Origin of the sequence: Paraniabella aurantiaca, assembly GCF_050309965.1 — a bacterium.
Taxonomy (GTDB): Bacteria; Bacteroidota; Bacteroidia; order Chitinophagales; family Chitinophagaceae; genus Niabella.
Window position 1 is genome coordinate 1,463,343 of the sequence record NZ_JBLOSY010000001.1, and the last position, 14,142, is coordinate 1,477,484.

General features: G+C 41.7%; 9 protein-coding genes. All 9 read right to left on the reverse strand.

Going from position 1 to position 14,142, the window contains the following annotated elements:
* Positions 1–21 precede the first annotated feature (21 nt).
* From ACLOAU_RS06280 to ACLOAU_RS06320, 9 genes are read right to left on the reverse strand one after another with little or no spacing between them, the layout of a single operon-like run.
* Positions 22–1,107, reverse strand: coding sequence for an eCIS core domain-containing protein (locus tag ACLOAU_RS06280; protein WP_427861004.1), 1,086 nt, complete (start codon positions 1,105–1,107; stop codon positions 22–24).
* A gap of 20 nt (positions 1,108–1,127) precedes the next feature.
* Positions 1,128–2,429: a contractile injection system tape measure protein gene (locus ACLOAU_RS06285; RefSeq protein ID WP_427861005.1), complete on the reverse strand. Its 1,302-nt coding sequence runs from the start codon at positions 2,427–2,429 to the stop codon at positions 1,128–1,130.
* 1 nt (position 2,430) lies between these two features.
* The gene (locus tag ACLOAU_RS06290) at positions 2,431–5,427 is read right to left on the reverse strand and encodes a hypothetical protein (RefSeq protein WP_427861006.1); all 2,997 of its coding nucleotides are present in this window, start codon (positions 5,425–5,427) and stop codon (positions 2,431–2,433) included.
* A 4-nt stretch (positions 5,428–5,431) separates the two neighbouring features.
* Entirely contained in the window at positions 5,432–7,810 is a 2,379-nt protein-coding gene (locus tag ACLOAU_RS06295; RefSeq protein WP_427861007.1) for a baseplate wedge protein, read from the reverse strand.
* An 11-nt stretch (positions 7,811–7,821) separates the two neighbouring features.
* Complete coding sequence (locus tag ACLOAU_RS06300; RefSeq protein WP_427861008.1) at positions 7,822–10,938, reverse strand: baseplate J/gp47 family protein; 3,117 nt, start codon at positions 10,936–10,938, stop codon at positions 7,822–7,824.
* A 9-nt stretch (positions 10,939–10,947) separates the two neighbouring features.
* Entirely contained in the window at positions 10,948–11,367 is a 420-nt protein-coding gene (locus ACLOAU_RS06305) for a GPW/gp25 family protein (RefSeq protein ID WP_427861009.1), read from the reverse strand.
* 21 nt (positions 11,368–11,388) lie between these two features.
* Positions 11,389–11,679, reverse strand: a complete 291-nt coding sequence (locus ACLOAU_RS06310) for a PAAR domain-containing protein (protein ID WP_427861010.1) — start codon at positions 11,677–11,679, stop codon at positions 11,389–11,391.
* A 9-nt stretch (positions 11,680–11,688) separates the two neighbouring features.
* Positions 11,689–13,440: a type VI secretion system tip protein VgrG gene (gene vgrG / locus ACLOAU_RS06315; protein WP_427861011.1), complete on the reverse strand. Its 1,752-nt coding sequence runs from the start codon at positions 13,438–13,440 to the stop codon at positions 11,689–11,691.
* A complete protein-coding gene (locus ACLOAU_RS06320) occupies positions 13,441–14,136 on the reverse strand; it encodes a CIS tube protein (RefSeq protein WP_427861012.1) in 696 nt (231 codons plus the stop codon).
* Positions 14,137–14,142 lie beyond the last annotated feature (6 nt).

Below are 14,142 nucleotides of genomic sequence, written 5' to 3' on the forward strand. Positions count from 1 at the left end.
TGCAGGATAACAATTGTATGGCTATTTGTATTTTACTTCCACTTTGGTGATCCCGATTATACTATGATAGTTGATCTGCTGCATTTCATTTGTAGCCCAGTCCACATGTACACATCCATGCGAGCTCCAATCTAAAGGTCCCTGGTGCAAGGCTTCCCCGCCATGAAAAAAAACAGCATAACTCATATTAGCCGACAAATCCTTTGAATATCTTTTATTGGGACCCTCCCTGTTTTTCTTATCCACCTTACCTGAATATTTTCCGCTGTTATAGCCAATTCCTTCTATTCTGGTTACTTTAAAAGAGCCTGCAGAAGTCATTCCCAAATCCTCAGATCCGGCAGTTGCTGTAAAACTGATGTCGGGTAATTTTACTGCATTGTTATAATAACTTGCTTTTCCTGTTCCGGTATAAGTTGTAAAGCCGTTAACATCAGTAATTGTTTTATCAAGAGTTAATAAGATGGTTTCTATCCAGGGTTTGGTTTCTTTATCCTTTTTGTAAGAAAAGGACTCTTCAATAAGTGTTGCTGTGTCATTTTTGCCAAAGTTGAACGCTTTCTTACTTCTGTAGGGTTGTATGTGGGAGCTTTGCTGCACCACATGTGTCAATTCATGCGCTATTAGTCTTTTGCCGGCGTTTGTTGCCGGCTGGTATTGGTTTTGATTAAAAACAATGTTATTGCCGGATGTATAAGCCAATGCATTAATACTCTGTGCAGACCTAGCTGCTAAATCGTCTGTATGGATCTTTACGTTTGAAAAGTCATGGCCCATCCTGGATTCAAAAAACTGTTTTGTTTGACCAGACATGGCAGCGCCTTTACTATTCAAACCTCCTACATAATCAGTCAGCTGATCCGGAGCTTCGCTCTCCGAATTGTCGGAGTCTTTGCGTTGTAGGCCGGTGTAGGCCGGTTGAAAGAACGGAGAGCTTTTCGTTGAATGATCCGTCATGCGCATTACTTTCTCTGCAACGGCATCCGCTTCCTGCTCATAAACATCGTTGGGTTGATTAACGGTTAGTTTTGCCTGAACCGGAGCAAAAAAAAGATGTCCCCCAGTAGCAGTTGCCTTTCTTTCCGTTTTTGTTTGTGTTGTGTGCATAACATGGTTTTAATTTTAGGTTACCTCCATTCAGTTGTAAGAGGTGTTATCATCCAGGGTAATTTTATGTAACCAATGCTCCAGGGCAGCCGGTCGAGCAAAATATCTTCTGTCCTGTTTTCCACCCGCAATAGCCAGCCATTATCGCCTGGGCTTAGCTTGCCCCTTCTCCATACGAACGTTTCCAAAAGGCCTTTTGCAGATGTATTTTTCAAGGCTTCCCAATACTCAATAACCGAAAGCACTAGTTCATTGCACTCTTCCTGTTCAGCACTGTTAATAGCAACATCTATTGGTATTGGATCGCTGTAAGAAATACCGCAAAAGATCTTGGGCAATACCATCTTTGCATCTGAATACTCTTCTTCCCCATACAGAAGATAATGAACCAGGCCTAATGCCTTCTTTATGTTTATAATTTGGCGCTGATCATTTACAACCAATAACCTGTCAAATAAAACAGGAAGGAAAGGGTGCAACAAAACAAGTCCTGCGTTTTGTATCCAAATAGCGGTGTCATTCTCTTCTTGCCTATTGCCAGGCCTTTGTTTTGGAGGGAAAGTTGCCTGGAATTTCGCCCGCGGATCATTTTCTATTTGCTGTTGCTGAACAGGATCATTCATTGAACTGACCATTTCCATAAACTGCCGTTCATCAACCGCTTCTTTGCCTATTATTATTTTTAAAAGCACCTGCCTTGCTTTTGCGAGTTCCTTTTCTCTTCTTTGCTCAATCGAGCCCTTGCCGAATAGCTTGTATGGCGTTTCGATTCTAACAAAATAAGGAAGCAATACATATAGTGTGCTTTCCGTTAGTTCGAGTAAAAATCTTTGTTGTGCCTCGAATGTATTCAATAAATGAGGCAATTGCTGAGCAATGTATTGAACATGCTTTTCTATTAATAATTCCAGGTCCCTCCCCACAAGCACCTGTTGGTGAAACCAGGGGTAATATCCTTTTTGAAGATAAAAGAACCATGCATCCAGCGACCTGTTTAAAGGAACAGGCACAGCAGCATCCTGTTGATTGATTAGTATTGTTTCCTGCTTTTGTTTGGTTATCGCTATTCTTAAAGCCTGCATCAATTCTCTTTGAAACTGCTCAATTCCTTCAGCTTTAGACAGATCAATATTAAGTTCTACCCGGTCGATGCTTACCTGCTCTTCGGGTTGATATAACTCGTCCAGGATTAATTGCAGCTGACGTGGAAATGTGTCACTTATATAGGACGCCACCTTCGCTCTCCATTGAAAAGCGTTTTCTGTAGCAATGCCCGAAGTGTTTACAGCAATCCTGTTTACTATGTGTTTTGTTTCAGACACGTTAACGAGGTCTAATTTTAATGATATCGTTATTGATCTTTGTAATAGAAGAGTCGAAGTTTTCTTTTTGAGCGTTTAATTTAGAAGTAGCTGTTCTGTCGGCCGTATTTAAGATCTCGGTTCTTGTTGTAGCCAGCTTCTGATCAAAAACATTTGCATTATTATTAATCGTTTGATTGATGCCTGCGATAGCCGTATTTAATTTTGCTTCGTTCGCGACTATGGACTGACCAATTTTCGCATCAAGCGTATTATTAACAGCGGTAACTCTGTCATTCACCGTCTTTATATCCTGGTCTGCTTTTGCCAATACTTCGTTCCTTGTTGATGCGATCTTAACATCCAACGAGCTGATGTCGGTAGTTGCTTTTTGAATTAATACTTTATTATCTGTAATGTCTTTGGCTACTGCATTAAAGCGGTTGTTCATATTGGTTTCAAAATCTCCCAGTTTTCCGTTAAACTCTGTGCGCACACCGGTTACCAAAGCTTCAAACTCATCGCGTGTTACTTCTCCCAGTTGTGTTCCATTAACTTTTACGTTAGATTTAGTTACCACCGTATCATAAGAAGAGACCAGTTTGGAAAAAGAGCTTTCGTAGCGGTCTTTCACCACATCTACCTTTTGTATGATGCTCTGCTCATTCTTTAAAACCTGCTCTCCTACCCTGTTGATGCGTCCATCAAACTCATTTATTTTCTGACCTAAGAACCGCTCAGATTGTTGCGTTAAATCCTTCACTTTCACCAACTGGTCGTTTATGCTGAAAATATCTGCATTTAAAATAGGACGTTTGACAATATCCTTCGAGATCGTAAAATCTATTTCCCTGATTGGCCTAACGGGCAGGTTCGATGTATCTACCGCTGCTTCTACCAAATCTGCCTTGGCTATATAAGGCAGGTAAAAATCTGCCACAACCGTTTCTACATCACCCGTTTTTTCGTACACCAGGATAAAAGTACCGCCTTTACATACACCCGCGTTATGTAACATGGAGGGATTTTGCTTCAGGAAATTGCTGAAAATATACCCGTCTTCTACCTGCTGCTTTTGCTTTATTAACAGATCACCTAACCATAGCAATGTTTTGGGTTGTTCTAATATCGCCAGGTTTTCTATAGGCGACCGGTAAGCAGCCGCTGTAAAGAGTTTGGAGTTCTTGTTGATCTGCGCACCGGCATTGGCCATGTTTATATGCATGTCATCCCAATCTACTTTTCCGGCAGTCTCCAAAACAGGTTTTGCCAGTAATGCTTTTGCATTAGTAATCTGGTTTTCCAACTCCAGCTTTTTGGTGAGTACCATATTCTTTAATGCCCTGGGATCGCCGTACTCCTTCGTAATAGCGGGTTGGCTCAATTCGCTATCATCGGGCAGGTTAACGGCAATAGTATCGTTATACTTCTTTATGAAATCAAGCTTGGTACCCAGCAATAATTTTTCTTTGTCGTATAATATGTCCAGCAGTCCGGGCTTAATCGTCTTAGGCGGAATAAATCTTATTTTCTCTTTTTGTAATTGAACACCCGCTATATCAAATGGCAGGTCGTATTGTTTCCGCAGGTTATCGATAGTTGTATAAGCATTGTCGTAGGTTTTACCTATATGCCCTTCAATTCTAAAGAAAGAATATTGATCAATATTATAAGCCAGCGGCTGCGTTATATGTGGCAAAGAAGAGTATAAAGCCGCGTGGTAAGAAAGAATAGCATTGTTCCGGTTACGCCTGCTCAGGGTGGGTGCCCAATCATCCACGATGTTTTCTACATCGTAGTAATAGGGAATGGGTTTCCTCTCCAGTTTTTCGTGTATCGCTACCGAAGGGGTGATCCTTATAACCGGTCTTGCTGGAATTGAAAAACAGGCTACTAATTTTGCAAGGCGTGCAAACAATTTTAATGACCGTTCCACATCTTCATTTTTATTATTTAGTATGGGGGCCTCTATAAACTCCTGCCGGTATCTTGAATAAATGCTCGTCGCATTCTGCAATAAGCCTAAAGCCAAATGTTTGGGAAATGCATCGGGGGCCACACAACATCCATAGCATAAATCATAAGTACTATCTTTAAAATCATCATAAGCCTGGCTAACGTCTTTCAGCAAGCCATATACATATTGTATTCCCTGCCTGTTTTCGGCTACTGCAGTTTTCACCAGCTCGTTTAATTGTGCCAGGGCCGAAACCTCCTTACTTGTAAAAAACTGTTTTTGCCCGCCGCTTGCTGCATAACACTCCTGTAACACCGTTGCGGCTTCGGTTGCGGCTTTTAATGGTTCCTGCAATAAACCGGCTCCATTGTTGATCCCAGTTCTATAGGCAGTAAGCAGATCTCCATAGCTGAAAATATTATCCTTTTCATTTAGCAATACTCTCGGAATGGCTACTTCTGGCAGATAGTATTCATCGCTGCATTTATTTTCTTTTATAATGCTGTCGTAGTCATTTCTGTGCATCAACAATACACGTATACTGTTATGATACATATCCGCCTTCCCGTCACAGTCTTCGCCCGAACAATTATCTGTGTCTTTTATAAACTGGCTATTGTACAAAACCGCTACATAATCTGAAGGACTATGCTCCCTTTCAAAAAAATCAGGTACTGGTGTAAAGCCATCTTCCTGCTGATCCTGTGTCAAATACCATAGAGCAGGTGTTTCCCTGTTATCCACCAGGGTACGGAACAGATCATATTGTGCGTCCTTATCATCAAATGGCGCTATACCTGAAAATGCCTGGTCTGCATCAAAAGATAACAGGTCTCCGTCGCTGCTAACACCTACTCCTTTGCTAATGGTAATCGACCGTGATCCAAAGCTCACATTCAATCCGCAAACAATACCTACACCCAACAGGCGGGCCCTGGTAAGCCGATCCTGGTAGTCAAAAAACCTGCCAATACTATTTAAATGTTCTGCCGTTAAAAGCTGGTTGGTTTTAAATATAGAATACCCGCTTACGGATTGGGTCAGTTTAATATTCGTAGCCATGTTATCAGGTTTTTAAATTGCCTAAATTGGTTTGATCAAGTATCACCGGGTTGTCAACAGGATTATCACAATCGCTTAATATGCCCGGAGGATAAATGCTTTTTCTTTCGTTTAATAATTGGATCAACTGCTGCAATACAGCTAATCCCTCCGGTGTTACATCCTCACCTGCCTGTTTTAATTCCAGCCAGTTTTTATACACCGGCTCAAAAGCAGCGAGGGATTCTTTACTCCACCAGCAGATGCGCGGATAAATATGTGCCGGAGTTTCCAGCCTTATTGTTTTTTCTATGTAGTTTCTGAAGTCTTCGTTTTTGAAGCGCTCCGCACCGGCGGGTAAGATTACCGTAATCCGAAAGGAATAGGCATCTGCCTCACATTCATCACAATCCGACCCGCTGCAAACAGCAATAAAATTTTGGGGCTCAAACAGGCCGTCCTGCTCCTGCAGCAAATGGATATCAGGCCTTAATAAAATATGCTCTATTAGAAACATTCCTTCCTCACTGTTTTCCGAAAGGCCCCTCCTGCTATAATCTTCAATACCTAATAATCGGCTCAGTCGATGCTCCATTCCGGCCACATTGATCGTGTCCCATACAGCAACCGTATTGCCATTATCTTCAGTACTATTGAAGTAATCGTAAGCAGTAGCTCTCTTCGCACTTATACCAGGATATTCTTTTAATAAAAGGGCTTTCGATGTAACCAGTTTTTCGGCAGCGTTCTCTCCTTCCAGAGAATACATTTGAAGAACATATTCCGTAAAGTTTTCTGCAAACCTTGAAAGCAGGTGATCTAACAACCGGTTCTTCCTGTCTGTTACATTATCATATTGATTGACCAACCCGGCTAACAAACCTCCCGCTTCATCCATTGTTGCATAACCATCAATAAGCAATTCTATATCTTTAACATCACTGATCTTGTTGAAAAAGTAAGTTCCTGTTTCAATGGCATCAATAGGGCTTTCCTTTATTTGAAACAGGTGCTTCAATTGATTCAACTGCGCTATATAATTCGCTAATACCTGGTCAAAAAATAATAAGAACCCTTTTAGCTGCAGCGCTTTTATCGTTTGTGAAAATGGTACTGATGGAGAAAGTCCTGCATCTCCCACACCGTAGCATTGTGGCAGGTTTTTGGTAATCGATGTATATGCGTCCAAGTTTCGCCATGTACCTTCCGAATATTGATAGTCATCGTAGGTAACCGACAATGAAGCCGCCCGCTCGGCCTGCAACCGGGCGATCCATTGCTCCACAGCCGGTTGCCTGGATGCCTTTACAGGTATAACATCCTTATAAAAATTTATCGACGATTTGCAATAGCATAGTCCCGGTTTCTTTCCCGGTGATACTGGCAATATCCATTCATTACTCCCCGATTTAGGATCCGCGCAATAGTTCATCCTAAAATGGTGAATCGATCGTATACCAGGTATATCCATTAAGAGGTTGATGATATCCGATCCATATATTGTTTCTCTCAGTCCGGCGTTATATAATTCTTCATCTTTAAAAAAACCATGGTCTAATACCGGACCGTTGAATATTTCATCCATGGTGTATGATGTTCCATTTGCTTTTTGAGCGCCGATCATTTCCTTCAAAGAGTACTGCCGAACAGCTGGCGACAAATAACGGCTTAATAAATAAAGAACCTGCGGGTATACCTGGTTGGCATCTGCATTTGTTTCCAGTTGAATGTCCATACAGAAACGTATCTCCTGCTCCTCTACTATCGACACATCTATAAGGTCCTCGCCTAATGGCCGGTGTTGATGAAACCGCTGCCGCACGCGGCTGATCACTTCATTTATTTTCTCTTGCAGTGCATTGGTTTCTTCTTCTGTAATTGTTGTGTCCTCATCACAATTCTTTGCTATAGGCTCTTCGTCCAACTCGATCTTTATATGATACAGGCCATTCAGATCAAATGCGGTGAAAGCATGATTAGGCAAGGGTTTGGCGCCAACAATACGATTTTCCTTTTTATCAAAGAACAGGGTCTGCTTCGATTTAAAAAGCCAGGCATTCTTTACTCCGTCGATATCGATCAATAATTTTCTTAAATCCAGTTCACTCACGGGCTCAGTTGTGAGCATTTCTTTGGCGGTAAAAAATTGTTTACGAAGGTTCGCCTCATTTTGTTCCCTGGACGCCAGGAGATCCTGTACCGGCATATTGGTTCTGTAGCCCAGGTCTGTAATAGCATAGCAAAGCAGTTCCAGTATAGTAATCCCCGGGTCATGTTCGTTATAATCCGTCCAGAAATCGCTACCCAGCTCTTCTATATATTTCAACCCTTCTTCCCGCAACCTGGAATAGTTGAGGGTTTTTTCTGCCGGCGGCATTTTTGATATGGTTGGTGTGATGTTCATCTACAAAATACTTAGGTTGTGAACTGCCGGATATTGTGTTGTGTAGCGCTCACCAATATTGCTTTAGGATTAATAATATGGATGGTATCGGTATCAGCGCTTTTATTCCCGTCTTCATCTATATGATACATTTTTAAATCCGTCACAAAATCTACATACGGTTGCTCTTCTATAAAATTCAACAGCACCGATTTATTGATCGTGCCGCCAAACAGCAGTCCTTCCGTATCACTGAAAGCCCATGGCGTTAAAAAACGCTTTATCGCATTGTTGAGTTGATCCTGGTATACACCAAAGTCTCCTGCCGAAAGAAAGCGAACTTTAAAGTCGAGCAATGCCGTTTCATAGTCAGGATTAGATATAAATAGTTGTGTGAAAAAGGATACGCGGGGTTGTATAAAAGCTTTTATCTTCTGGCGAATTACGGTACTTACTTTAGGTTGTAACGGATTATAAAAGTTTTTGCCCTGTACGTTGGGTACCACCACCAAAGTTACAGCACCAGGATGACCGGCTTTACAACAGTTGTCTTCATCGTTAAAATGATTCAAACATTTCACTTTGTACAATTCCGGAAACTCCTGTAATACAAGATGCTCCCAATCCCAATTAGTAACCGCACGCTCCTTATGCCTCAGGCGTTCGCTTACACGCATCCTGAATGCCTCCTGCCCTTCCGTAGCTTTGCCGCCAAAGGAAGAAAATGGCTGAGATACCAGTTTGATCTCCGCTGTTTTTTTAAGCAGCTTTTTAATTGAACCTGCTTCAATACTGCCCGACCCCCTGAAAGTTCCGTTAGTATAAAAGCCTGCTTTTGCCGCCTGTGTAATTACTTTTTCAAAAAGGCACACAGAACCCGGATCACCAGATAATGATAGCCTGATCCAAACCAGTCCTCCATCCATCAAAGTATTATCTGCTGTAGCAGATTCAGGAATCGCCAATGTAACAATACCGCTTTGCAATAAGCTATTCGTTTCATTTCTCAGCATTTCCCTACCCGTGAAAACCCGCCATTCGTTATTACAGAGTACATGCCAGCTAATTACCATCGGTTCTGCATCAGCATTGGATGTGCCTTCTGCTAATTGCAATAACAAGCTTACACTTTGACCAGGAATCAGATCGGCCAGGCCAATATAAAATGTGGCAGGCCGTTGTTGCGGCAGTAAATAAATGCCGGGATCGATTGTAGTATCTTTTCCTATTTCCTCCTGCGCCCGCCCCTTCAAATACTCATGTTGCTCACTCTGACCAAAAAGATCGATATGGAAAAGTTGTACTTCTTTTTTATTGAAAGCAGCAAATGAATTATTGTTTGAAAAGCTTTGTTGTGCAGCGGCCTTATAACTTAGCCTGATCTGTTTAATAGTTGGTGTATACGGTTCGTTGGGTAATGATACCGTTTTACTGCTGGCCTGTTCTATAGCCTGTTCTGCAAAAACACGACTATATATTTCATGCAGGAAACTACGGTTCAATTCAAACCGAACGAACCCTTTGGATACAGTATTATTTTGTATTTTAACCTGGCTGGCCGCTTGTACTGTTGCCCGGGTTTTAAGTACATTAATATAATTGGGATTGCTAAACAGACTATGATAGTTTTTATATACAACGGGCGATGCATTGAATCTCCATTGAGGCCAGGCAAAAACAAAAGGAACAGCCGGCCATTTAATAGTGGTCGCGGCGTTCGTTGAATTAAATAGCAAGGTAGTTCCGCTATTACCATCGGCTGCAGAATAGGTAGCAGTAAAACTATTATTCCCATTTGCTCCCCCATAAAGATTGTAATGACTTGAAAAACTGGAGGGGGCTCCCAGCCAATCTACCTCGAACTGGTACTCTGACACATCTTTATGCATCAGCTCTTCGTAAGCAATATTAAACCCGGAGCCTTTTTTAGGCATAGTACCAAAAGGCAAAAAAGGTTTTTTTGAATCGATGCGACCCTGGTCATTTTCCATCTCCAGATTACCTACATCCTGTACTTCCACATCAATTTTAATATCCTCTACCCTCGCTGACTTTAGATGACGAAAAATATTCCCGGCCCTGCCGGTATCAATCAATACCTGGACTAAAGGATTCGGTGTATTAAATGTGTTTTTGTGCACGCCCTGATTGTAGGCCGTTACAGCAGGATCCTTTGACGAAAGTGAATAGTTAATTATAATTGTTTGCCGGCCGGATTGAAATGCGCCAAATGTTAGCAGGCATTCGTAAGCGCCCAGCCATTCCTTTTCACCGGTAAGAAATAATTCAACAGCGTTTATTGCATTTACTTTCTTAAGATCGGTACTAAGCCCTGATAAAAAAATAGAAAAAGTTATTTTCCGGTTGCCTTCCTTCAATAACAAAACCGGTGATGCTATCGCGAAACCTATTTTGGCTCTTTGCTTTTGAACTTCTGGTATATGCCGCAGGCCAAAGGCATCAAAATAGGGTTCACTTGCCGGTAGCTTTTTGGATACCCCGTCAATCGTATCGGTGCGGTGGGCAAGTTCTATAGTGTCATTTTTCAGAACACTGCTCTTTAGTCCGGCCACTACTGCCTTGTTTAATATCACCTTGTCATTCACACTATAGGCTGCGGGTATATTATGGATCTTTCCGGCATCCAAAAGCGCACCCTTTTCGAGTATGACATTGTTGGCATTTTTTGCCAGCTCGAATATTACATAGGCATTATCTTCAATACCCGGTTTCAATTCTAAACCCAATATTTTGTTGTAATAAAAATCGATATGCTTTTCTGTGAACTGGTTAATATGATCCTGCGTATGGGAAAATAACTTCAGAAAAGCAAAGTACAATGCCAGGTGCGGGTCCAGGTTTTTTTTCCCGGCTAAACTACCGGCGTCTATCAATTGAAAAAACTGCGACCAATCCCCGTCTTTGCAGTCAGCCAGTTTTATATGATCTGTTGCTATACTGTCTTCAAAACTTTCAAATTCATAGAAGTTTACTTTGGCTGCAAAATTTTTAGCGAACTGGTATATATCATTGAGGCTTCTTTCGTCTGGCCTAAAGTAGTCGGGCTGCAGTAATACTGTTTGTGCTCTTTGTGTACTGCTGCTGCCGTCTCTTTGCAAAATAAAATCGTATGGTTTTTTTTCTGCCATTGGTTCGCATTACCTGTTTCTTATTTCAGCGCCTTCTGCTATATAATAATCGTATACATAGTTAAACCGGCTATTAGTGGTTCGTATGGTATACTCTATTTTAATAGATATTTTTCCTTCAAGCGCTGCTGATTCATTAATCAAAACATCATGAGCAATAATTCTCGGCTCATAATAAAGAATCGCTTTTTTTATTTTATCTGACATTAATGTTTTTAAGGTGGTGGTTAAAGGCTCAAACAAAAACTCCTTTAGGTCGCAGCCATAGCGGGGCAACATTATTCTTTCGCCTGTAGCAGTGTTCAATAATATTTCAAGACTGCTGTTTATCTCTATCTCTTCCAAAAGCATATCAACAGCTCCTCTTGTTTTTCGAAAAGCCGGGGGAAAGCTCCATCCACGGCCCGTTATACCAAATGGCGTTGACATAGTTTTATTTTTTTATAAATTTTATCCTCCTATCATTACTGTGGGCGCACCTGCTACAATGCTGCCTCCGTGAGCCGTGTTATCTCCCATGCGCGCTGCAGGTTTGCCTCCTATCATTACGGTTGTTGAACCTTTTATGATAGTGTCCGGTGGACCAGTGCAGGTAAGCATATCTCCTACAGTTGCTGCAGGCAACCCTCCGATGATTACCGTTGCTGCCGCTGCATTCATCACTGGCCCACCCACATGCGGAACTGTTCCTGTTATCATGGGGCAAACATGCATATCTCCTATTCTTGCTGCTGCAGGCATACCAGCTAATTAATTTATCATAACCATCGATCCTTTAATAGTAGTGGTGCCGCTACTACTTAATTCGGCCTGGGCGCTACCTGATGCTTTTAAGGACGCTCCGGCATTTACGTCAACATTTGTCCCGGCTTCAATAGTCATATCCGCAGCGGCTTTCAGAATAATATCTTTTGAAGACTGAATCGTAATTCCATCTCCGTTCATCTGAATTGAATTACCGTGCTCATCCTTCAGGCTGATCTCCTTTTCATCATCACTTATTAAAACCGTGTTGCCAGCCGGTGTTTCAATCGTCAATGTTTTCTTATCGTCATTCCATATCCATTTCATTTGCGACCGGGTAACCATACCTTTCTCATGGTTATCATTGGAAGCGCTTAGTGGTGCAGGTTTGGCGCTGCTATGCAGGCATCCCAACACAATTCCATAATTGGGGTCTTCGCTTAAAAAACCTATCACTACCTCGTCACCTATTTCAGGTCTGAAATAAAATCCCCGGTTATTTCCGGCATCCGGCATAGCCATTTTACACCATAGCCCTTCCCCATCTTTATCTACTACCGGTATTTTAACTTTAATGCGGTGCTCTCCTTCCGGGTCATTTTCAAGGTTCGTTACAATACCAATTTGCAGTCCTTTTACCGAAGACGTAAAACCGGCTGCAGGCATGGGTTGTATATCATTCTCTTCAGCAAACCATTTATGGTTGATCCCAAATTGTATGATGGTATCCCAAAGACCGTTGCCGATTTCATGACGAACACCACTTACAAAAGAATTACCGGCAAACCTGTCACCCACTCCGTTCAGCTTTATCATTTGGCCTGGCATTACACCGGCATAACCTGATATCTTAACGGTTCCCCGTATTTTAGACAGCCTGCTTTTTAACAATTGTGTATCTATCCTGCTTTGCAGTTCTTGCTCCTTTATATTTCCACCATGCATTAATATTACCGGCTCCTCCTGTGCCACAACCGACAGGTTTTCAGCATTCATATTACCCGGCTCATTTACCACCGGCGATACTGCTTCGATATTTATTAAACTCTGGTCTGCCGAGTTCCATGATAATCCCTGTACCCCGCTATATTGAAAGCGGCTATCGATCTCAGCATTCAATTCTTTTATGGTTGCCCCGTAAACCAGGTCCAGCACAGGTGTTGTATCCAAAGCCGGAGCCTTAACAACGAGTACTCCATTTTGACAAAAGCATAATTTGCCGGTAGCTTCAGCGCGGGTTTGAATATAATCCCAGTCGGTAGCATAGTATTGCATCAGCTCTGCATAGCTTACAGGTGATTTTTCTATATCTGCATCAATACCATAAGACGCTGCGATTTCTTCAATAAGCTCACTATCGCTGATATTATTAAATACCTTTCTTTTCGGGTTCAAGGTCATCTTAAAAGCAGCATCGGCAGCTTCTACCAATAGTACTGTGTCATGGACATTGATTTTTATGGCATGTTTAATAATAATTCCAGCAAACAAAATTTCCTCCTGTGAATTATAGCCTGCATAAATCTCTATTTTTTTACCGGGTACAAAGTAATCCTGGTTGCTTATATCAAAATTGCTTTGTGAAGTGCTGCCATCTAAAATGGTTAATGATAATTTTGGTATTTTATTTACCTGTCGGTACACAACCAGGTTCTTTACACTTATTGCCCTTGGTATGGCCTGTCCTTCGATTTTTATAGAGAACGTGACAAGGCTTGCTATAGGCGGATTGGTTGGTATGGTTCGTGTTTGCGGCATTTATTTTTGAATGGGTGGAAAAAATATTTTCTGACCGGGTTCGAGATCCCTGAAATTGGTCAGATCATTTACGCGGGCTATCTCGAGATAAAGGTTTTCGTCTCCGTAAATATTATAGCACATCAACGGCAATGAGTCTCCTTCCTTCACAATACGTACATGCGTAAGATCGGGGGAAGTGGCCAGTGTTACTGCTGCATTTTCATTATTGGATATATACTCTTTAAAAGAACATTTTATTAAAGCCCGAAGAGGTGTGCCGTCTGGCTTAAATAATTTATAGGTAATATTTAAAGATTGCAGCCTGCAGCGAAAGGTTTCCAGCGCCCAGGTTAGTTTTACAAACGGAGGTTCATGTGCATCTCCAATATAGTTATACGTCACCCGTTTTAATAAAGCGATTTTTGCCATGAGTTCAACGGGTGCTACCGCGCTCACCAGGTCAGATGGTTCCGGAATTCCGTTGGAGGGAATAACACCGGTTGCATCCAGTAAAAATTCTATATCCATTTCCTGTGGCTGCGTATAATTATACTGCGCCTGTGTTCCGTCTCTGCCTGCGGCTGTTTCTTCACGGTAATTGATGGAATAGTTTCTTACAAATGATTCGGGATTGATCTGAACAAAAAATGTTCCCAGGTAACCCGAAAAAAAATCCGGGTTACTAAAACCATCCATCCTCATTTTTTCTAACATTCCAAA